Origin of the sequence: Bacillus sp. FSL M8-0063 (genome assembly GCF_038005545.1) — a bacterium.
GTDB lineage: Bacteria > Bacillota > Bacilli > Bacillales > Bacillaceae_G > Bacillus_A > Bacillus_A wiedmannii.
Genome location: NZ_JBBOTJ010000002.1, coordinates 410,968 through 431,784, shown reverse-complemented (window position 1 = coordinate 431,784; position 20,817 = coordinate 410,968). Strand labels below are relative to the sequence as shown.

The 20,817-nt window shown below is 39.3% G+C and carries 20 protein-coding genes; 1 reads left to right on the top strand and 19 read right to left on the bottom strand.

Annotated elements, in window-relative coordinates; all coding sequences use genetic code 11:
- Positions 1 to 42 precede the first annotated feature (42 nt).
- Genes nuoN through nuoA form a run of 11 tightly spaced genes read right to left on the bottom strand, consistent with a single transcriptional unit; the run spans position 43 to position 10,287 of the window.
- Complete coding sequence (gene nuoN, locus MKX31_RS24690) at positions 43 to 1,557, bottom strand: NADH-quinone oxidoreductase subunit NuoN (protein ID WP_340981704.1); 1,515 nt, start codon at positions 1,555 to 1,557, stop codon at positions 43 to 45.
- Between the two features lie 7 nt (positions 1,558 to 1,564).
- Entirely contained in the window at positions 1,565 to 3,067 is a 1,503-nt protein-coding gene (locus tag MKX31_RS24685; RefSeq protein ID WP_149173780.1) for an NADH-quinone oxidoreductase subunit M, read from the bottom strand.
- Entirely contained in the window at positions 3,064 to 4,926 is a 1,863-nt protein-coding gene (gene nuoL, locus MKX31_RS24680; protein ID WP_262764813.1) for an NADH-quinone oxidoreductase subunit L, read from the bottom strand. Before nuoL ends, MKX31_RS24685 begins: the two co-directional genes overlap by 4 nt.
- A gap of 29 nt (positions 4,927 to 4,955) precedes the next feature.
- Positions 4,956 to 5,270: an NADH-quinone oxidoreductase subunit NuoK gene (gene nuoK, locus MKX31_RS24675; RefSeq protein WP_000100078.1), complete on the bottom strand. Its 315-nt coding sequence runs from the start codon at positions 5,268 to 5,270 to the stop codon at positions 4,956 to 4,958.
- Positions 5,263 to 5,787, bottom strand: coding sequence for an NADH-quinone oxidoreductase subunit J (locus MKX31_RS24670; RefSeq protein ID WP_340981627.1), 525 nt, complete (start codon positions 5,785 to 5,787; stop codon positions 5,263 to 5,265). Before MKX31_RS24670 ends, nuoK begins: the two co-directional genes overlap by 8 nt.
- Positions 5,784 to 6,203: an NADH-quinone oxidoreductase subunit NuoI gene (gene nuoI, locus MKX31_RS24665; RefSeq protein WP_000677191.1), complete on the bottom strand. Its 420-nt coding sequence runs from the start codon at positions 6,201 to 6,203 to the stop codon at positions 5,784 to 5,786. Before nuoI ends, MKX31_RS24670 begins: the two co-directional genes overlap by 4 nt.
- A 25-nt stretch (positions 6,204 to 6,228) precedes the next feature.
- Complete coding sequence (gene nuoH / locus MKX31_RS24660; RefSeq protein WP_000573437.1) at positions 6,229 to 7,230, bottom strand: NADH-quinone oxidoreductase subunit NuoH; 1,002 nt, start codon at positions 7,228 to 7,230, stop codon at positions 6,229 to 6,231.
- Positions 7,230 to 8,330, bottom strand: coding sequence for an NADH-quinone oxidoreductase subunit NuoD (nuoD, locus tag MKX31_RS24655; protein ID WP_098101694.1), 1,101 nt, complete (start codon positions 8,328 to 8,330; stop codon positions 7,230 to 7,232). Before nuoD ends, nuoH begins: the two co-directional genes overlap by 1 nt.
- Positions 8,331 to 8,333: 3 nt before the next feature.
- On the bottom strand, positions 8,334 to 9,413 hold the full coding sequence (locus tag MKX31_RS24650) for an NADH-quinone oxidoreductase subunit C (RefSeq protein ID WP_340981625.1): 1,080 nt from the start codon (positions 9,411 to 9,413) through the stop codon (positions 8,334 to 8,336).
- Positions 9,410 to 9,928 (bottom strand): NADH-quinone oxidoreductase subunit NuoB, encoded by a 519-nt coding sequence (nuoB, locus tag MKX31_RS24645; protein WP_000236331.1) that lies wholly within the window; start codon positions 9,926 to 9,928, stop codon positions 9,410 to 9,412. Before nuoB ends, MKX31_RS24650 begins: the two co-directional genes overlap by 4 nt.
- Complete coding sequence (gene nuoA / locus MKX31_RS24640) at positions 9,919 to 10,287, bottom strand: NADH-quinone oxidoreductase subunit NuoA (RefSeq protein ID WP_000179273.1); 369 nt, start codon at positions 10,285 to 10,287, stop codon at positions 9,919 to 9,921. Before nuoA ends, nuoB begins: the two co-directional genes overlap by 10 nt.
- Positions 10,288 to 10,576: 289 nt before the next feature.
- On the opposite strand from nuoA, the gene MKX31_RS24635 reads away from it, so the two are divergent.
- The gene (locus MKX31_RS24635; RefSeq protein WP_340981624.1) at positions 10,577 to 13,297 is read left to right on the top strand and encodes a putative bifunctional diguanylate cyclase/phosphodiesterase; all 2,721 of its coding nucleotides are present in this window, start codon (positions 10,577 to 10,579) and stop codon (positions 13,295 to 13,297) included.
- A gap of 24 nt (positions 13,298 to 13,321) precedes the next feature.
- Here MKX31_RS24635 and MKX31_RS24630 read toward each other — a convergent pair whose 3' ends face one another.
- From MKX31_RS24630 to atpF, 8 genes are all read right to left on the bottom strand, one after another.
- The gene (locus MKX31_RS24630; protein WP_098101698.1) at positions 13,322 to 13,975 is read right to left on the bottom strand and encodes a DUF975 family protein; all 654 of its coding nucleotides are present in this window, start codon (positions 13,973 to 13,975) and stop codon (positions 13,322 to 13,324) included.
- A gap of 47 nt (positions 13,976 to 14,022) precedes the next feature.
- Positions 14,023 to 14,805: a DUF975 family protein gene (locus MKX31_RS24625; protein ID WP_098101700.1), complete on the bottom strand. Its 783-nt coding sequence runs from the start codon at positions 14,803 to 14,805 to the stop codon at positions 14,023 to 14,025.
- A gap of 130 nt (positions 14,806 to 14,935) precedes the next feature.
- Positions 14,936 to 15,337 carry a F0F1 ATP synthase subunit epsilon gene (gene atpC, locus MKX31_RS24620; protein WP_000847214.1) on the bottom strand — a complete coding sequence of 134 codons (402 nt, stop codon included), beginning with the start codon at positions 15,335 to 15,337 and terminating at the stop codon, positions 14,936 to 14,938.
- Positions 15,338 to 15,357: 20 nt separating this feature from the next.
- Positions 15,358 to 16,767, bottom strand: a complete 1,410-nt coding sequence (atpD, locus tag MKX31_RS24615) for a F0F1 ATP synthase subunit beta (RefSeq protein ID WP_340981621.1) — start codon at positions 16,765 to 16,767, stop codon at positions 15,358 to 15,360.
- Between the two features lie 240 nt (positions 16,768 to 17,007).
- Positions 17,008 to 17,868, bottom strand: coding sequence for a F0F1 ATP synthase subunit gamma (gene atpG / locus MKX31_RS24610; protein WP_000157696.1), 861 nt, complete (start codon positions 17,866 to 17,868; stop codon positions 17,008 to 17,010).
- A gap of 291 nt (positions 17,869 to 18,159) precedes the next feature.
- Positions 18,160 to 19,668: a F0F1 ATP synthase subunit alpha gene (gene atpA / locus MKX31_RS24605; protein ID WP_000027511.1), complete on the bottom strand. Its 1,509-nt coding sequence runs from the start codon at positions 19,666 to 19,668 to the stop codon at positions 18,160 to 18,162.
- Positions 19,669 to 19,679: 11 nt separating this feature from the next.
- On the bottom strand, positions 19,680 to 20,222 hold the full coding sequence (atpH, locus tag MKX31_RS24600; protein WP_046960138.1) for a F0F1 ATP synthase subunit delta: 543 nt from the start codon (positions 20,220 to 20,222) through the stop codon (positions 19,680 to 19,682).
- Positions 20,219 to 20,725, bottom strand: a complete 507-nt coding sequence (gene atpF / locus MKX31_RS24595) for a F0F1 ATP synthase subunit B (protein ID WP_001142625.1) — start codon at positions 20,723 to 20,725, stop codon at positions 20,219 to 20,221. The genes atpH and atpF overlap by 4 nt, the downstream gene beginning before the upstream one ends.
- Positions 20,726 to 20,817: the final 92 nt, after the last annotated feature.

Below are 20,817 nucleotides of genomic sequence, written 5' to 3'. Positions count from 1 at the left end.
AATAAAAAGCGCAGAGTAACAACTCCACACCTTTTATTTTCACTATTGTACCACGTTCCCTAAGAAGAAGAAATCCTTCATTAATGGAAAATATTCATAAAAGAAATTGTATCCAATCATCGGCATAATCCCTAGTATTACAATCGCAATTGCACAAAGGCTCATAACAACCTTTATATTCAATGGCAAAGGAATTTTCTCTTCCACTTCTCCCGTCCGGAAAAACATTTGCTGTAAAATACGGAAATAATATACGAATGAGATGACTGTCGTCCCCATCATAATAGAAGCTAGTACGTAATGAGCTGGCTCTACATGCAGTGCACCTAAAAAGATGTTAATTTTCCCGATGAAACCAGCTGTTCCTGGTATCCCGGCCAACGATAATATAAAAATCGTCATCACTATCGCTGTAAATGGCGACCGCTTATATAATCCGGTGAAAATGGTAATGTTTTCTTTGTCGCTTTGTAAGATTAAGCCGTGGATAATTGCAAACGCGCCTATATTCATAAGCATATACGCAAGCATGTAAAACCACATGCTATCCATCGTAAATGGTGATAATGCTACAAGCGGAACGAGTAAATACCCCGCATGTGCGATTCCCGAATAGGCAAATAGGCGTTTTACGTTATATTGCTTTAACGCTACTACATTTCCAATAATCATCGTAATACTCGCTAGTACTGCAATGTATATGCTCATACGTCCGTATAAAGATTGCATGTCTCCTTGCACCGATACACTTGCAAAAACCATGAGAAACAGACGAATAATGAGTAAGAACCCAGCAATTTTAGAAATCGTCCCGAGAAAAGCAGTAACAGGCGTAGCCGCTCCCTCATACACATCTGGTGCCCACATATGAAACGGTACTGTCGCAATTTTAAATGAGAGTCCAACGAGCAGGAGTAGAAATGCGAGAGCTAACAATAACTGAATACCACCAGCAAGCTCCCCTGTGAATACTTTTTGCATCTCCACGATATTAGTTGATCCTGTAATACCGTATAAATAACTCATTCCAAAGAGCGTAATTGCCGTTCCAATTCCTCCATTAATGACATATTTCATGGCCGCCTCGTTTGATGCACGGTTCTTTTTTCGTATTCCTACTAAAATATATGAAGAAAGTGAAAGCAATTCTAAACCGATGAAAAGTGTAATGAAGTCGACACTAGAAGCCATAAACATAGCCCCAAGAAGTGCCATTAAAAATAAGTAATAATATTCTCCCTTATCTTCAATTGGATTCTTCCTATCATCGCTCATTGCGGTGCATAAGATGAGGGCCGCTCCGCCTAACAACAACGTTTTGAACCCTTTTGAAAACCCATCTAACACAAACGATCCGTTTAAAATATCTCCTGTCGGTTCACCATATAGCGTAATTAATGAGACAATTGCTAATATGACGGCTGCGATTGCACTAAGCGCTACATATCTATGGTTCAACTTAAAAAACAAATCACATATGGAAAGAAGGATGGCAGCTCCGAGAATAATGAATTCTGGCACCATGAGATGCCATGATAAGCTAAGTAACGTATTCATATCCATCCTACTTCACCCCCAATGTTTTCAATGTATTTTGAAGCGGATCCCCTAGTATTTCTGGCATTACTCCAATTGCAATAATGCAGAAGATAAGTAGCAATATAGGGACATACTCCCATCCGTGTATATCAGCTTTCGCCTCCCACTCTTTCTTACCAAATGTTACTTGAAGTGTCGCTCTCAATACGTATACAGCGGTTAAAATGATGCCAAGTACACCGACTGTAGCAATGATTGGCTCCCCTTGGAATAAACCGAGAAAGGCAAGAAACTCGCTAACAAATCCAGACATTCCTGGTAATCCAAGCGATGCCATTCCTCCTGCTAAGAAGAATCCGCTAAGTACCGGGACACTTTTTGCGAGTCCGCCAAGCGCTGTAATATCCGACGTTCCAAAGCGCTGTTCTATAACGCCCAGTAAAAAGAAGAGTAAGGCTGCAATTAAACCGTGAGAGACAACTTGGAATAGTGCCCCTTGTGTACCTGGTGCATTTAACGCCGCAAGGCCCATTAATACAATGCCCATATGCGAAATACTAGAGTAAGCAAGTACCTTCCGGAAGTCCGTTTGGATGAGCGCTAAGAAGGCTCCGTACAATAAATTAATGACTCCTAAAATCGCAATGAGCGTTGCAAACTCGCGAAAGTATTCCGGGAATAGCCCCTTTCCGAAACGAATCATACCGTATGCCCCAATCTTCAGTAAAACGCCCGCATGAAGCATAACTACAGCCGGATGCGCTTCAATATGCACATTGACCATCCAGCGATGTAACGGGAAAACGGGTAGTTTAATCGCAAAAGCAATCATTATGGCAAGAAACAAGCCGAACTGTAAACTACTTGAGACAGCCATTCCTCCCCCAGCACCTACACTCGTTAATATTTCTTTAAGCTCTGTAATATTTGTTGTACCTGTTTTCGCAAATAAAACCGAGAAAACGATGAGCAAAATGGCGGAGCCAATACCGTTATATATTAAATAACTATAAGCAGCTTTTTCACTCGACAATTTCCCCCACTTCCCAATTAATAAAAACATTGGTGGCAACGTAATTTCAAAGAAGATAAAGAACAACATTAAATTTTGAGCAGCGAAGACGCCGAGCATCCCTATTTCTAACATGAGTAGCAGCATATAAAAGGCTTTCAAGTTTCTTTTAATAGTAAATGCCGCAATTGCTGCAAGCATCGCTAGAAGGGCTGTCAGCACCATCATAACGAGCGATAAACCATCAATGCCGAGCTCGTAATAAATGGAAAACCATCTTTTATCAACCGCTGCAAGATCCCCAAATTTAATCCATTTCACTTTTTCATCAAATAGCGATAAACTCTTTCCAGAAGCGTATGTACAAGCGAGAACGATAGCGATTCCAAATGGAAGCGCCGTTCCAAATAAACCAAGCGCTCGCACTGTACGCGATTCTTTTTTCGGTGTTAATACAAGTAAGAGAATTCCTAAAAGCGGGGAAAAAATGAAGAACGTTAATAACAAATCATTCATCGTAAATCCCCTCCCGTATAGAGCAAAATAATGACGAGTACTGCAAGCGAAACAGCTGTTACAGTGCCGTACACTTGTACATTTCCGTTTTGGAGTCTAGAACCGAGTCCGCTTATCCCTTTAATTAGACTCCCTATTAAAATGGCAATTCCTTCGACTACATACACCTCAAATAAGCGAAGCACATGGGCGACTCCCTTCGTAATAGGGAGCACCGTCATATTGTATAGTTCATCCACATAATATTTTTCTTTCAAAAGGTTATAAAGAGGTGTTCCATCACCACCAGCCCAATCTCTAGAAATAGATTTCTTGCCATATATGAAATATGCAAGAGCAATCCCAGCAAATGAAACGATAGTCGCTACGATCATAATCCAAACTGGTCCGTGTGCCTCTCGCGCTTTAAATGCTACATCTTTCGTAAGCCAATCCCCGAGGAATGTCCCAAACCATGGTGTATTCATATAACCCGCCACTACCGCGAGAACGCCAAGGACGATCATCGGATACGTCATAATGCGGGGCGATTCCTGCACATCTCCCTTCGTCTTGGCTTCCCCAGTAAAGACAAGGAAGTATAGCCGGAACATGTAGAATGCTGTTAAGAACGTTGCAATTACTGCTAATATGAATAAAACGTAATTGCCATTCATCCAAGTCACCGCTAAAATTTCATCTTTACTAAAGAAACCTGAAAGGAGCGGAACCCCACTAATTGCAAGTGTACCGATTAAAAATAGTGCGCCCGTTACTTTCATCTTCTTCTGTAAACCACCCATTTTATTAATGTCTTGCGTATGCACTGCATGAATGACACTTCCTGCCGCCAAAAATAGTAGCGCTTTAAAAAAGGCGTGTGTCGTTAAATGGAAAACACCAGCTACATAACCGGCAGATCCTAACGCAAGCATCATATACCCAAGCTGGCTCACTGTAGAATAAGCAAGCACTCTCTTTATATCCGTTTGTACAAGACCTATGGAAGCCGCAAAGATTGCAGTGAAGGCTCCAACAATTGCCACCGTCTGCATCGCCACCGCACTTGCTGAAAATAGCGGAAACATCGTCGCCACTAAATATACGCCAGCTGCGACCATCGTCGCCGCATGAATAAGTGCCGAAACAGGCGTCGGCCCTTCCATCGCATCTGGTAACCACGTATGAAGTGGGAACTGACCTGACTTCCCCATCGCACCGATAAAAATTAATATCGCTGTTATTGTAATCATCGTAGGGGTAAGATCCCCCGTATGAATCGCCCTAAATATTGCGTCATATTCAAAACTACCTGCATGCCAGAAAATTAAGATCATCCCAATAAATAAACCGACATCTCCAATACGAGTCATAATAAAAGCCTTTTTCGCAGCAGCCTTCGCTTCTTCTTTAAAGAAATAAAAACCGATGAGTAAAAATGAACCAAGGCCGACTAACTCCCAAAATATATAAAGCTGTAATAAATTCGGGGATATAACGAGCCCGAGCATCGCAAATGTAAAGAGCCCTAAATAGGCATAAAAGGTTGGTAATCTTTCCTCACCTTTCATATAACCTTTCGAATACACATGTACAAGTAAACTCACAAGTGTAACGATAAACAGCATTAAAGCCCCTAATGCAGTCACTTCAAAGCCAAATGATATATCAATATCTCCCGTTCTAAGCCATACCCACTTATGCTTCACGCTTGCTTCTGAAAATCTTTCTATTAATACAAGTACCGCAAATATAAAGGAGAGAAAGACGAGGAAAATACTAAGTACACTGCTTCCTTCTCTAATTTTCTTCCCGAATATAAGTAATAAAAAAAACGAAACAAGCGGGAAAAGCGGTATGAGCCATGCATAATCGATCATTGTTTCCTTCCCCCTTTTCGGTCACAATGTTATCCTTTGAGCGTATCCATTTCATCTACATGAACCGTCGTACGATTACGATACAAAGCAATTAAAATGGCGAGTCCTACCGCCGCCTCCGCTGCTGCTACAGCCATCGTAAATAGAGAGAAAATTTGCCCTGTTAAATTTGGGAACAAACCTAATTTACTAAACGCTACTAAATTCAAATTGGCCGCGTTAAGCATTAATTCAATACAAACTAATACAATCACTGTATTTCGCTTCGTTAAAGCTCCAAACAAACCGATGCAAAACAAAATAATCGCAAGCGTTAAATATGCAGAAGCTGGAACACTACTCATTGGAATCCTCCTCTTTCTCATCCTTCTTCGCAAGTATAATCGCGCCAACAAGTGCTACAAGTAAAATAACTGAGGTTAACTCAAATGGAATAATATATTTCGAATAGAGAAGTGTACCGATTTGAAGTGTGTTTTTTTCATGGAGAGGTAAACTTCCTTGTGTGCTTTCATTTGCAAAATCAATATTGTTAACAGCGAAATACATAACTGCCCCAAATGCTACAACCGCAAAGAAGATAATCCATTTTCGAAGAGTAAGACGCGATTCATTTTCTGCGTTATGTTGTGTTAACATAATGCCAAAAATCATAATAATTGTGATCGCACCGGAGTAAAGTAAAATTTGTGCAACTCCGATAAATTCGGCCGATAAAAGAAAGTACAAACCTGCGATACTAAGAAATGTCAGAACGAGAGCTAGCATCATATGCATGACTTTCGCTAAGTTCAACATAAGAATACCGCCGATAATTGCAGACAAGGATAGTATGAAGAATGCTACAAACTCGCCATTCATGCTTTATTCTCCTTCCTGACGTTTTCGTCGTTTTCGTCAAGCCACTGCAAATTTTTAAATAAATCATCACGTGAATATTCCGCGAGTTCAAAGTTATTTGTCATAACAATCGCCTCTGTCGGACAAACTTCTGTACATAAATCACACAGAATACAAATTTCAAAATTAATGTCGTACGTGTCGATAATTTTTCCTTTTTTCGTAGGATCCGGATGTTTTTTTCCCGTTAACTGAATACAGTCTGTCGGACAAATGTTGGAGCACTGATTACAAACAATACACTTTTCCGGATAAAACTTTTGAATACCTCGAAAGCGGTCCGGCAGCGGCAACGGTTGATTCGGATAATCATAAGTCACCTTCTTCTTACTCAAATTGCTTAATGTATATTTTAATCCTTTAAATAGTCCTTTCATCTCTTACTGGCACCCCCCTCATAGATTAGAAGAACAACTCCTTAATCAATGCCGTTAAGAAAATATTTGCAAGTGCAATTGGCAATAATACTTTCCAGCCAAACTCCATTAACTGGTCACCTCTTATACGCGGGAACGTAACGCGGAACCAAATTAATAGAAAGACTACACTGCTAAATTTCAAAGCAAACCATACAGCTCCTGGGATAAATCCAAGGAACATAACTGGATTCCATCCGCCTAAAAAGAGCACTGTAATTAAAGATGCCATTCCGAAGAAATATACGTACTCTGAAAGCATGAAAAACGCCCATCGAAACCCTGAGTATTCCGTATGATATCCAGAAACAAGTTCCGATTCTGCTTCTGGTAAATCAAACGGCGTCCTATTTAACTCTGCTACCGCCGCGATTAAGAAAACGACGAAACCGATTGGCTGCACGAAAATGTACCAAACATTCTCCTGCGCCGCTACAATTTCATTTAAATTCAGGCTACCAGCTAACAAAACGACGCCAATTACACTCATTACGAGCGGAATTTCATAAGAAATCATTTGCGCCGCCGCACGCATCCCTCCTAAAAGGGAATATTTATTATTTGATGCCCATCCTCCAGTTACGACACCAATCGTCGTAATGCCAGAAACAGCAATGTAATACAGTAAGCCTACGCCAATATCCGCGAACTGAAATTTATCAGTAAACGGGATGACTGCAAGCACCATAAATGCCGGTGCGAATGCAATAACAGGTGCTAATATAAACAACGGTTTATCTGCCGCTTTCGGAATACTATCTTCTTTCAGTAATAGTTTTAAAACATCAGCTACCGTTTGTAGTAAGCCGAACCGGCCCCCAACTTGGTTTGGGCCAATCCGCCCTTGCATAAAACCCATCACTTTCCGTTCTGCCAAAATACCATATGTAACGAAGCCAAGGACTGCAAATAATAGAAGCACCGCTAATCCGAAAAAAATGAAGAAATTCGTCCAGCTTGAAGGTGATTGTAAGAGCGTTTCAATCATTAGCCATCAACCTCCCCAAGTACAATATCAACTCCACCTAAAATCGTAATTAAATTGGCGATGTTTTCACCTTTCAATAACTTCGGTAAAATTTGCAAATTGTAAAAAGACGGCCTGCGAAACTTCAAGCGGTACGGCTCTTTCTTTCCATCACTAGCAATATAGCAACCAATCTCTCCTCGCGGCGATTCTATACGGACGAACGCTTCCCCTTTAGGCGCCTTAATGATTTTCGGTACTTTTGCTAGCACAGCTCCGTCTTTTGGAAACTGCTGGACAGCTTGCTCAACAATTTTTAATGACTCCTCAATCTCTTGCATGCGGCAAACGTAACGATCCCAAGCATCTCCCACACTCCCAACAGGAATATCGAAATCAAAACGATCATAAATGGAGTACGGTTCATCCTTGCGAAGATCCCAGTTTACTCCGGTACACCGCAAATTCGCTCCGCTTAAAGAATACGAAATCGCTTCTTCCGCGTTATATATACCAACGCCTTTTACACGATTTAAGAAAATCTCATTACCGCTAACGAGATCATGATAACCTGCTAATTGCTCTCTCATATACGGAACAAACTCTTCCACTTTTTCAATCCAACCGTCCGGCGCATCCCACTTTACACCCCCGACTCTCATATAGTTAAAAGTAAGCCGGGCACCGCATAATTCGTTTAATAAATTTATAATCATCTCTCGTTCACGAAACGCGTACAAAAACGGGCTGACCGCTCCTATATCAAGAAGATTTGTCCCCCACCAAACGAGGTGGCTTGCAATCCTTCCAAGCTCCATTGCAAGCACTCGTAAGTATTCGGCCCGCTCCGGGATTTCAAGCCCCATCATCGTCTCTACAGCATGGCAAATGACGTAATTATTCGTCATGGCCGATAAATAGTCCATTCGATCTGTATAAGGGATAATTTGTGTATACTGTAAGCTCTCGGCAATCTTTTCGGTCCCGCGATGCAAATATCCAATAACTGGTGTAGCTTCTTTAATAATTTCCCCGTCAATCTTAATAACAAGCCTGAATACACCATGCGTACTCGGATGCTGAGGCCCTACATTCAAAAGCATTTCTTCCGTACGGATCATAAGCTACACCTCCACATCATACGGTTCATAATCTTTCCTAAGCGGATACCCTATCCAATCATCCGGCATTAAAATACGTGATAAATTCGGATGTCCCTTAAATACAATGCCGAGCAAATCATATGCTTCTCGCTCTGGCCAGTCCGCTCCTTTCCAAAGCGCTGTCACCGATTCTACTTGCGGCTCTTCCCTATCCAGCTTTACCTTCACCGCTACTGACTGTTTCTTTCCATATGAAAATAAATGAACATATACTTCCATATGTGTCACAAAATCCGTCGCATGTAGCTCTGACATATAATCAAAAGCAAGTCCCTCATGGAATCGCAGTAACTCCATTACTTCATAATATTTTGAGGGCTCCGCCACAAGAGTTGGTACATCTTTTGAAAGTTTATTAATATAGGAATCTACTAATGTATCCTCTCCTATTCTCCCCTTAATAACTTCAACATACTGATTTAAATACGGCTGATTCACGGATGACTCTTCCTGCTTCGGCTCCTCTTCCGCTTTACCTTCAGCGCCCTTTGTCTTCGCCCTTGCTGCCGCAGCCGCTTTCGCCTTCGCTGCTGCAATTGCCTTCGCCTTTTCATCTCCCGATTCCCCATCACCTTGCGAGGCCTTCTGCTTCGCTAGAGCCGCTGCCTTTGCCTTTGCTGCTGCCACGGCCTTTGCTTTCGCCTTAGCCTTGTCCTCTTCCGTTACTTCTTCGGTTCCTTCTCTTTTCTGCTTCGCTAATGCCGCTGCTTTTGCTTTTGCCGCGGCTGCTGCCTTCGCTTTCGCTTTCACTTTCGCTTTCGCTTTCGCCTTTTCTTCTTCCGGTATTTCTTCTATTCCTTCTCTTTTTTGCTTCGCTAACGCTGCCGCTTTTGCTTTTGCCGCGGCTGCTGCACGTCGTTTTGCTTCTTCCACAGTCATACCATCATTTTTTGGTAGCGCTTTCTCTTTTTCTTGATCTTCTTCCTCAAGTTTCCTTATTTCCGCATCATGTTTCACAACGAGACGCTTTCTCGCCTCTTCTTTCGCACGCCTAGCCGCTTCTCTTTTCAAATCCTCTAGGTCTTTATTTGGATCACTCATTTATTCGTCACCTGCTTTCCTGTCTTTGCCTCGTAACGAATTTTTTCTTTCAATTTATTAATTCCATAAATTAAAGCGGCGGGATTTGGTGGGCAGCCAGGAATATACACGTCAACTGGTACAATTTGATCCACACCTTTCACAACAGCATATGAATTTACATATGGGCCACCTGCTGTCGCACAAGATCCCATTGCAATCACCCACTTTGGTTCAGGCATTTGATCGTATAAGCGCCGAACAATAGGAGCCATCTTCTTCGTTACCGTTCCCGACACAATCATAACGTCCGATTGCCTTGGTGAAGTCCGAAAAAATGACCCAAATCGATCTAAATCGTAATGTGATGAACCTACTCCCATCATTTCAATTGCACAGCATGCTAGTCCGAATGTCATCGGCCATAAAGAATTGCTCCGTGCCCATCCTTTCAACTGCTCCAATGTAGAAAAAAAGATATTTCGTTCTAATTCCGCTCGTTCATTTGGATGTAATTCCTCAAAATTTATAACCATTGTAACACCTTCTTTTTCCAAGCATACGCTAATCCAACTAGCAACATTACAACAAAGATGAGCATTTCAATCAGTGCAAATAAACCGAGCTTGTCATATGCAACAGCCCATGGATATAAAAATAAAGTTTCTACATCAAAGATGACAAACAATAAAGCAAAAATATAATAACGAGCATGAAACCGAATATTTGCATCATGAAAAGGCTCAATCCCACTCTCATACGTCGTCGCTTTCGCTGCACTTGGTTTGTTTGGACGCAGCATCCTTCCTAATGTAAGAGCCACTACCGGCAGCAATATACCTAATAGCAAGAAAATCAAAACGATCATATAACTATTTTCATATACACTTGCCATTGTGAAACCCTCCCCCCTGAATTAAGAACAAGTTCACTTAGTAAACAATATGTCCTAGTTGCAGTAATTATTATTTTTAAATTCTTCTAAATAATACAACTATTTTAATCATTATAGCAAACTTCAAATTCCTATGTCGATATGTTGGGGACAGAAACGAGAATTATTAAAATCTATTTTTATAACTCGCTATACCTGTGCAAAATAAGTATAGAAATTATATATGTTTTTCAAGAAACAATAAAAAATAAAAAGAGGAATTTATATGTATATACCGTGGGTGAGATAAATGAAAAAACAAACACATGTAAGTATTCTTATAAGCATTATATTGTTGTCTATAGCGATTCATTACGTGGCAATGCCTTTTCTATATGAATACTCATTTCCTTTTCAAATATTAATTGGAATGAGTACCTTATTCATTGATATTATCGCTTGTAGTTATATACTTTATTTTTCAAATAGGAAAGAAGGGTTACCTCGTTTATTTTGGACCATATTATGTGTTGGAACCCTCTCTTATTTCATTGGTGATTTAGTCGTTGCCTATCAACGTTTAATTTTAAAGGATTACTATACATTCGTTGATCCGTCTGACTTTTTTTACCTACTTTTTTTAATTAGCTTTGCATTTGCCTTTCTATATGAAATCATCTATAATCGCGATTTATTAGAAAAGCTTTTTATGATATGTGATATTTGTATTATTGTTACAGCCCAATTTACTTTAAGTTATTACTTACTTATTGAACGAACCATTCACATTTCTTCAACATCCTATATCGACATATTTGTTCAACTTACCTATCCAATGGCCGATTTGCTCTTTCTTCTCATAGGAATCAATCTGTTATTCAAGCCATTATCCTTATTATCAAAAAAAGTTGGTGCGCTTCTTGGCATTGCTTTAATTTTGTATGCTACTACAGATGCGATTTATGCTTATATCAAATACTTCACACCAGAGTATTCTATGTTTACAGTTACTCCTCTCTATCAAGTAACTTTAGTACTAGTAGCAATCGCCTGTATTCTGCATACAAAAGAACCTGAAAAACAAGAGCAAGTACTATTAACCCCTAAACTTGGGGAATCGATCAGATTATCATTACCTTATATTTCTGTAGTAATGCTTATTGTTTTTATATTAGTTGAATATGTTTTTGCACCGATTGTAGTAATCGGGCTTATAATAACTTTCTCCTTCGTTCTCATACGCCATAGTTTAGTTCGAAGACAAAATAAAATATTATTACTAGCCCAAATGCAATTCAACTCGGAACTCGAAAAACAAATTGAACTACGTACAGAAGATTTAGTAGAACAAAAAAATGAACTATATCATAACCAACAGATGTTTAAATCTTTATATGAGCATCATCCAGATCCAATCTTCACCTTAGATTTGTACGGTAATTTTCTCAAAGTGAATAACGCTGGTACTACTTTGCTCGGTTATCAAACGAATGAATTATTAAATCAACCTTACTATTCACTTACGTATGAAGAAGATTTGGAAGAAATCATTAATGCCTTTCATCGCGTAAAAAAGGGGAAATCTATTTCTTTAGAAATACGGGCATATCATAAAAATAGAGATATTTACTACTTGCATGTTACAGCTGTTCCTATCTTTTTAAAGAATCATATTTCTGGGGTTTATTTAATGATTAAAGATATTACGGAAAGCAAACAACAACAAGAACAAATTAATTTTCTGGCATACCATGATACTTTAACAGAGCTTGCAAATCGCCGTTCATTTCATCAATATGTAGAACAAGCAATTGCTCGATCCGAAATATCAAAAAGGCCTTTTGCTGTTATGTTTCTCGACCTAGACCGCTTTAAGGTTATTAATGATACCCTCGGTCATAGGGTAGGAGACCTTCTATTAATTGCAGTAGCAAAAAGACTCGAAAGACTATCGACACCAAGTATGAAGCTTGCCCGGCTAGCTGGAGATGAGTTCACAATCCTTATCGAAAATTATAAAAAAAGACCCGATGTAAAAAAAATGGCTGATACGATTGTAGCAGCCATGAACGAACCATTCGAAATCGAAAATCAACATTTACAAATCTCACCGAGCATCGGGATTGCAATATATCCTGAAGCAGGTGAAGATCCATTGTCTATTTTACAGCATGCTGATATGGCCATGTACGAAGCAAAGAACAAAGGAAAAAACGGTAGCTCTCTGTACACGAAAGAATTGTATAAAAAAATGGAACGAAAAGCTCGAATTGAAAAAGATTTACCACTCGCTTTAGTAAACGAAGAGTTTTATCTCGTCTATCAACCACAAGTTGATATTACGACGAAAAAGATTATTGGTGCTGAAGCATTAATACGTTGGAAACACCCACTCCTAGGTGACATTCCGCCATGTGAGTTCATTCCAATTGTAGAAGAGACGCCACAAGTCGTTCCACTCGGTCATTGGGTATTAAAAGAATCCTGTCGCCAGTTAAAAATATGGCATACTTTCGGCTACACAGATTTAAAAATAAGTGTGAACTTATCCGCAAAAGAGTTCCAGCAAGAGAATTTAATCAAGAACATTTCACAAATACTAACAGACATTAAAGTCGATCCAAAGCATGTAATACTTGAGTTAACAGAACGCATTGCAATGATTGATGAAAAAGAAACATTATCAAGACTAAAACAATTAAAGGAATATGGTATTCAAACGTCCATTGATGACTTCGGTACCGGCTATTCTTCTCTCGCTTACTTATCAATTTTCCCTATCGATACATTAAAAGTACCGAGAGAATTTACACAACTAGCCGATCATCGACCTGAGGAAAGAGCTATCGTTTCCACTATCCTTTCCCTTGCAAATACTTTAAACCTTTCTGTCGTTGCTGAAGGAATTGAAACAGAAAAACAACTTAAGTTTCTACAAAAGAACAACTGTAAATATATGCAAGGCTACTATTTCAGTAAACCACTTACGAGTCATCAATTTATAAAATTTCTACAAAAACACCCAGTATGAACCAATAGCTCATACTGGGTGTTTTTATAGTGTGGGAATTATTTTCTCGTAATACTCCTCTGCAATTTCTTCATAAAAGGCTGCTGACGTCGTATAAAAATATGGAATTAGCCATAAGAATCCAATCCCGAGTGTAATACAACTTAATATAAACCAACCAATAAAACTTAAACATAAGATGAAATACTCCATCTTATGCCCATCCATCATACGACGGCTTTCTGTAATAGCTTGATTTATGGAATACTCAGGATGATCATTTATTATAAAGTACGTCATCGCATAAGAAAATGATTTAATAATGCCTGGAATAATAAATAATAAAAACCATAAGAAGATATAAATGTTCACTACTATATATAATAAAAATGACTTTATAAACTTACTTCCTTCTGTAAACCATCTGAATATATGCCCAATACGCGCTTCTTTTTCACGAATGATATGCAGAGCTAAATAATAACCACCTAGCGTTAATGGACCTACCATCAACATTGTAATAACGTCTATTGAAAGTGAGTTATTTACTTCTTTCCAATCCCAAAATTGAGAGAAAATGAAATCAATACTAAAACTAAAAGCTGAAATAAGAATCGAAATCAGTAATGTTGCCCCGACAGCTAATCCCCATTTCCCTTCTAATGAATCTAACGCTTCTCCTTTTAAATCACTAATCATATTCTTCCTCCTATACGTAATAACTCTATTAGTATAGCATGTTCCTACTACAATTCATCTTTTGAAAGATAGCGATAAAAATGTGCTGTCGTTGTACTCATATACGGGCTAAGCCAAAGAAATCCTATTCCGAGTGTAAGAATCGCTAAAATTGCCCAACCTATAAAACTCAGCCACAACAAAAATAAATCTAATTTGTGACCCTTCATAAGACGCTTACTTTCTTTCATTGCCTGTGACACACTATAATCTGGATTTTCAACCATAACATAGTACGTCATCGCATAAGAAAAGTACATCACAATCATACCAACAATTGAAATAGCTAATAGTACAAAGAAAGCAATAGCAAACGACGTATTTCCTTCTTCACCCAAAAATACAAATAAGGCTACTAGCAACATCGGGATCCATGTACCTGTATATAACAAAATCGCAAGCATTGCCCACATTGTTTTCATCATTCTTTTAAAGCCCCGAAATCCTTCGAATAAGTGATCTACTTTAGCACTTTCTCGTTTACTAATCTGTAAAAACACATTTGTATAACCGTATGATGTAATCCCATACGATGCGTTACTCAAAATTATTATGATGCAATAAAAAATACCAAATGTAATACCTGCTCCAATTGATATTGTTTCCTCTTCAAGTGAACCTGTGAAACCAGCAAATAGTAAAAATATAATAACTCCTGGAATTAAAAGTATAAGCATTGCAGCCATTGAAACAACATAACTTAAAATAAAATATAAAATCGTTGATCCAACACCTAGTCCCCATTTTCCCTTTAAAGAGTGCAACGCTTCTCGTTTCATTTCACCGATCATTTATTCATCCCCTTTATAAATTGTTGTACATTCTCTACTTATACAAGCATCAATATAATTATACCATTTTTGTAAAATTATCCATAAACTCGATAAAAAAATCCGTAAAGGCAAAGCCTTTACGGATTTTTTATTTCATATCAGAAACGTTTAAACGGTTCACGGCACGTTGTAATGCCATTTCTGCACGTTTAAAGTCAACATGTGCTTGTTTATCTTGCATACGTTGTTCAGCGCGACGCTTCGCTTCATTTGCACGATGGATATCGATATGGTTTGCTTCTTCAGCAGATGATGATAATACAGTTACTTTATCCGGACGAACTTCGATAAAGCCACCGCTTACTGCTACATAATCAGTGTGTCCACCATTTTTCAGACGAACTGCACTAATTTTTAATGGTGCAACAGTTGGAATGTGACCTGGTAAGATCCCCATTTCCCCACTCTCTGCTTTTACGCTTACCATTTCTACTTCTTTTTCGTAAACCGGTCCATCAGGAGTTACAATACTGACTGGAAATGTCTTCATAATTCGTCCCTCCTAAGGCCTTACGCCATCATTTTCTTCGCGTTTTCAATAACTTCTTCAATACTACCTACAAGACGGAATGCATCTTCTGGAAGGTCATCATATTTTCCTTCTAGAATTTCTTTAAATCCGCTAACTGTATTTTTTACAGGTACGTAAGAACCTTTTTGACCTGTAAACTGCTCAGCTACGTGGAAGTTTTGAGATAAGAAGAATTGAATACGACGAGCACGATGTACAACTAACTTATCTTCTTCAGATAACTCATCCATACCTAAGATAGCGATGATATCTTGAAGCTCTTTATAACGCTGTAAAGTTTGCTGTACTTGACGAGCTACTTCATAATGCTCTTCTCCTACGATTTCTGGAGAAAGTGCACGAGATGTAGATGCTAATGGATCTACGGCTGGGTAAATACCCATTTGTGTTAAACGACGCTCTAAGTTTGTTGTTGCATCTAAGTGAGCGAACGTTGTAGCTGGTGCTGGATCCGTATAGTCATCGGCTGGTACATATACCGCTTGGATAGACGTGATAGATCCTTTATTTGTAGATGTAATACGCTCTTGTAATTGACCCATTTCTGTTGCAAGTGTTGGTTGGTAACCTACCGCAGATGGCATACGACCAAGAAGGGCAGATACTTCAGAACCTGCTTGCGTGAAACGGAAGATGTTATCGATGAACAGAAGTACGTCTTGTCCTTGCTCATCACGGAAATGCTCAGCCATTGTTAAACCTGTTAATGCAACACGTTGACGTGCTCCAGGTGGCTCATTCATTTGTCCGAATACCATCGCAGTTTTCTTAATTACGCCAGAATCGCTCATTTCGTGGTATAAGTCATTACCCTCACGAGTACGCTCACCTACACCAGCGAATACAGAGATACCACCGTGTTCTTGTGCGATGTTGTTAATTAATTCCTGAATTAATACCGTTTTACCTACACCGGCACCACCGAATAGACCGATTTTACCACCCTTAATGTAAGGAGCAAGTAAGTCTACTACTTTAATACCAGTTTCAAGAATTTCTACTTTAGTAGATAATTCTTCGAATGCAGGTGCTTGACGGTGAATTGGATCACGACGTACATCGGCAGGAACCTCACCATCTAAGTCAATTGTATCACCTAATACGTTAAATACGCGACCAAGTGTTGCATCTCCAACTGGTACAGAGATTGCTTTACCAGTATCTTCTACTTCTGTACCACGAACAAGTCCGTCTGTGGAAGACATTGCAACTGTACGAACTGTATCATCACCTAAATGAAGTGCAACTTCAAATGTTAAGTTAATGCTTGCTCCGTTTTCGTTGCTTTGTTTTACCGTAAGGGCGTTGTAGATTTCTGGTAGCTTTCCGCCATCAAACTTAACGTCTACAACCGGACCCATGATTTGCGTAACGCGCCCTTTATTCATCGGGTTCCCTCCTAGCTTTCTTTTAATTAGCCAACTTGCTACGAGCAGTTAGCTTTTCATTTTTTATTGGTTTATAGCTTACGCGACTCTTTTGAAAGAGCCGCCTACGCTTTTATAGAATCTAGTTCCAGCGACTAGAACATTCGGTCATTTCGTGCCTTCCTGCGAGGCAAACTACGCCTCTTCGTCAGGAGCTCCAATGCCCTCTTGTTCTGGACGAGCCGCTTCCACTTTTTAATACTACTCTAACGCTGCTGCTCCACCAACGATTTCCGTAATTTCTTGCGTAATCGCTGCCTGACGCGCACGGTTGAATGAAAGTGTAAGTGAATCGATAACTTCCATTGCGTTGTCTGTAGCACTCTTCATTGCTGTCATACGCGCTGCGTGTTCACTTGCTTTACCGTCTAGTAATGCACCGTACACTAAGCTTTCTGCGTATTGTGGCAATAGTACTTTTAAAATTTCTTCTTCAGAAGGTTCGAATTCATAAGCTGTCGTCGGTTTGTCAGACGCCACATCAGTAAGCGGTAAAATTTTATTTTCCGTTACTTCTTGTGAAATTTTACTTACGTAATGGTTGTAGTAAATATACAGCTCATCATAAGCACCATCTGCAAACATCGCAATTGCTCGAGAAGCAAGATCTTTAATATCAGTAAATGATGGGTGGTCAGATAGTCCAACTACTTCATCAATGATGTTAAAGCCGCGACGTTTTAAATAATCACGTCCTAGTCGGCCAAGCACAATAATTGAATATTGGTTTGAATCCATATTATGACGTTCACGAATTACGTTACTTACTGTACGTAATACGTTACTGTTATAACCACCTGCTAGTCCGCGATCAGATGTAATAACGATGTACCCTGTACGCTTTACAGGACGCGCATTTAGCATCGGATGATTAATTCCTTTACTTCCTTGCGCAATGCTCGCTACTACTTCTTGAATCTTTTCCATATACGGAACGAAAGATTTAGCATTTTGCTCTGCACGGTTTAACTTAGATGCAGATACCATCTCCATCGCTTTCGTAATTTGACTCGTTTTCTTTGTCGAGTTAATCTTCGCTTTTATATCGCGTAAAGATGCCACAGGTTTTCACCACCTTTTTTCCGGAAGTTGGCACGATTAGTAAGAATTCTCTTCCTAATCTACGTTGCAAGATATTCTTGCTCATGATTGAAGGAAAAGAATAGGTGCACCTACTCTTTTCCTTTACATAACCGTCAGCAATCTCAAAACTTGAGATGCCTTTTATATATTATTATCTAGCTCCAGCGGCTTGAATGTTCGGTGGCTTCACTTCTTCCTACGAGGCAAAGACCGCCTCTTCGTCAGAAGCTCCATCCCCCTCACATTCAGGACGAGCCGCTTCCGCTTTTATTATTCAGAAGCTACGAATACTTTTTTAAATCCATTAATAGCTGCTGCAAATTTGTCGTCATCCGCAAGTTTCTTAGTTGTGCGGATTTCTTCTAATAAGTCAGTCGCATTAGAATCTAACCAAGCATGGAATTCTTCTTCGAAACGAGTGATATCTACTACTGGGATATCATCTAGGAATCCACGTGTTAAAGCGTAAAGAATGATAACTTGTTTCTCTACACGTAATGGTTTGTGTAATCCTTGTTTTAATACCTCAACAGTACGAGCACCACGGTTTAGTTTCGCTTGAGTTGCTTTATCAAGGTCAGAACCGAACTGAGCGAACGCTTCTAACTCACGGTAAGATGCAAGGTCAAGACGAAGTGTACCTGATACTTTACTCATTGCTTTAATCTGAGCAGATCCACCTACACGAGATACAGAAGTACCCGCATCGATCGCTGGACGTACGCCAGAGAAGAATAGGTCAGATTGTAAGAAGATTTGTCCATCCGTAATAGAAATTACGTTTGTTGGGATGTAAGCTGATACGTCCCCTGCTTGTGTTTCGATGAAAGGTAGTGCAGTTAAAGAACCGCCGCCTCTTGCATCACTTAATTTTGCTGCACGCTCTAATAAGCGAGAATGTAAGTAGAACACATCCCCTGGATATGCTTCACGACCTGGAGGACGACGTAATAGTAATGAAAGCTCGCGGTAAGCCGCTGCTTGTTTTGATAAGTCATCATATACTACTAATACGTGTTTACCATTGTACATGAACTCTTCACCCATTGTTACACCAGCATAAGCAGCTAAGTATAATAATGGAGCTGGTTGAGAAGCTGATGCAGTTACAACGATTGTGTAATCTAATGCACCGTGCTTACGTAGTGTTTCTACTACGTTACGTACAGTTGATTCTTTTTGTCCGATAGCTACATAGATACAAATCATATCTTCATCTTTTTGGTTAATGATTGTATCAAGCGCAACTGCTGTTTTACCTGTTTGACGGTCACCAATGATTAACTCACGTTGACCACGGCCAATTGGTACAAGAGCATCGATCGCTTTAATACCTGTTTGAAGTGGCTCATGAACAGATTTACGATCCATTACACCTGGTGCTGGACTTTCAATTGGACGAGTGTTTGTTGTATTGATTGGGCCTAAACCATCAACTGGTTGACCTAATGGGTTTACAACACGACCGATTAGTTCTTTTCCTACTGGTACTTGCATGATGCGACCAGTACGACGAACTTCGTCACCTTCACGAATTTCTGTGTAAGGTCCTAAAATAATGATACCTACGTTGTTTTCCTCTAAGTTTTGTGCTAGTCCCATAACGCCGTTAGAGAACTCTACAAGTTCACCAGCCATAACGTTATCAAGACCATGAGCACGCGCAATACCGTCACCAACTTGGATAACTGTACCAACATCACTAACTTCGATTTCAGACTGATAGTTCTCGATTTGTTGCTTTATCAGTGCGCTAATTTCTTCAGCTCTGATGCTCATGTGCTTCACCCCTATCTATTCTTCATTAATTCACGCTGAATACGTGCTAATTTTCCTTGTAAGCTTCCGTCGTAAATGCGATTTCCAATACGTACTTTAATGCCGCCTAGTAAATCTTCATCTACAACATTTTTTACGCGAATTGCATCTTTTCCCGTTCTCTTTGCAAATGCTTCTGCAATGTTAAGCTTCTCTTCTTCTGATAGAAGACGAGTAGAATATACAGTTGCGTCGGCTACGTTACGTTCTTCATTAGCAAGAACAACATATTCATCTGCAATTTCAGGTAAGATATCAATGCGTTTGTTATCAATTAAAATATATAACGTATTTAAAATAGATTCAGAAACAGATCCGAATACGTTTGCAAGAAACGTTTTCTTTTGTTCCTTTGAAATGTTCGGTTGCGTTAAAAAGCTATGTAGTTCTTCGTTCTTTACATAAACGTTTTGTACAAGGCGTAATTCCTCTTCAAACATTTCTAATACGTGTTTTTCTTTTGCAATTTTAAAAAGAGCGACAGCATAACGTTTTGCTACAATCCCATTGCTCATCGCGCTTCTCCTACTTCTTTAATATAATCGCGAATTAACTTAACTTGATCTTCTTCTTTTAATTCTTTTTCAATTACTTTAGAAGCAATTTGAACAGATAAAGAAGCGACTTGTTCTTGTAAAGCAGCAATCGCTTGCTCTTTTTCGCGTTGAATTTCTTGTACAGCAGATGCTTTAATTGATTCTGCTTCTTCTTTCGCAGCAGCAACAATAACATCTTTTTGATCTACAGCTTGTTTTTTCGCTCTTTCGATTAACTCTTGTGCTTCAACACGCGATTGTTTTAACATTTCACGTTGTTCTTCTACTAATTTCTTCGCTTCAGCGTTACTTCTTTCTGCAGCGTCGATTTCATTAGTAACATGCTCTTCACGTTCTTTCATAATTCCCATTAAAGGACCCCACGCAAATTTGCGTAGCATTACTAATAGAAGTAAGAAAATGAACAATGTATAAGCAATCGTTCCAAATGGAATGGAAGCCCCTAATAATAAAGTTGGCACAAGGATTCACTCCCTTCAAAATATCTAAATTGATCATATGAAAAAAAAAGACATACGTTTCGTTCATAAAGCAATGGCGAAGAAAGTTCGGA

What these genes read in the sequence shown, in the direction of transcription:
- atpA (WP_000027511.1), bottom strand. Translation starts at nt 19,668, where the DNA reads ATGAGCATCAGAGCTGAAGAAATTAGCGCACTGATAAAGCAACAAATC.
- nuoL (WP_262764813.1), bottom strand. Translation starts at nt 4,926, where the DNA reads ATGATCGATTATGCATGGCTCATACCGCTTTTCCCGCTTGTTTCGTTT.
- nuoH (WP_000573437.1), bottom strand. Translation starts at nt 7,230, where the DNA reads ATGATTGAAACGCTCTTACAATCACCTTCAAGCTGGACGAATTTCTTC.
- nuoI (WP_000677191.1), bottom strand. Translation starts at nt 6,203, where the DNA reads ATGAAAGGACTATTTAAAGGATTAAAATATACATTAAGCAATTTGAGT.
- MKX31_RS24670 (WP_340981627.1), bottom strand. Translation starts at nt 5,787, where the DNA reads ATGAATGGCGAGTTTGTAGCATTCTTCATACTATCCTTGTCTGCAATT.
- MKX31_RS24650 (WP_340981625.1), bottom strand. Translation starts at nt 9,413, where the DNA reads ATGAGTGATCCAAATAAAGACCTAGAGGATTTGAAAAGAGAAGCGGCT.
- MKX31_RS24635 (WP_340981624.1), top strand. Translation starts at nt 10,577, where the DNA reads ATGAAAAAACAAACACATGTAAGTATTCTTATAAGCATTATATTGTTG.
- MKX31_RS24630 (WP_098101698.1), bottom strand. Translation starts at nt 13,975, where the DNA reads ATGATTAGTGATTTAAAAGGAGAAGCGTTAGATTCATTAGAAGGGAAA.
- nuoK (WP_000100078.1), bottom strand. Translation starts at nt 5,270, where the DNA reads ATGAGTAGTGTTCCAGCTTCTGCATATTTAACGCTTGCGATTATTTTG.
- MKX31_RS24625 (WP_098101700.1), bottom strand. Translation starts at nt 14,805, where the DNA reads ATGATCGGTGAAATGAAACGAGAAGCGTTGCACTCTTTAAAGGGAAAA.
- nuoB (WP_000236331.1), bottom strand. Translation starts at nt 9,928, where the DNA reads ATGGTTATAAATTTTGAGGAATTACATCCAAATGAACGAGCGGAATTA.
- nuoA (WP_000179273.1), bottom strand. Translation starts at nt 10,287, where the DNA reads ATGGCAAGTGTATATGAAAATAGTTATATGATCGTTTTGATTTTCTTG.
- atpC (WP_000847214.1), bottom strand. Translation starts at nt 15,337, where the DNA reads ATGAAGACATTTCCAGTCAGTATTGTAACTCCTGATGGACCGGTTTAC.
- nuoD (WP_098101694.1), bottom strand. Translation starts at nt 8,330, where the DNA reads ATGATCCGTACGGAAGAAATGCTTTTGAATGTAGGGCCTCAGCATCCG.
- MKX31_RS24685 (WP_149173780.1), bottom strand. Translation starts at nt 3,067, where the DNA reads ATGAATGATTTGTTATTAACGTTCTTCATTTTTTCCCCGCTTTTAGGA.
- atpD (WP_340981621.1), bottom strand. Translation starts at nt 16,767, where the DNA reads ATGAATAAAGGGCGCGTTACGCAAATCATGGGTCCGGTTGTAGACGTT.
- atpH (WP_046960138.1), bottom strand. Translation starts at nt 20,222, where the DNA reads ATGAGCAATGGGATTGTAGCAAAACGTTATGCTGTCGCTCTTTTTAAA.
- nuoN (WP_340981704.1), bottom strand. Translation starts at nt 1,557, where the DNA reads ATGAATACGTTACTTAGCTTATCATGGCATCTCATGGTGCCAGAATTC.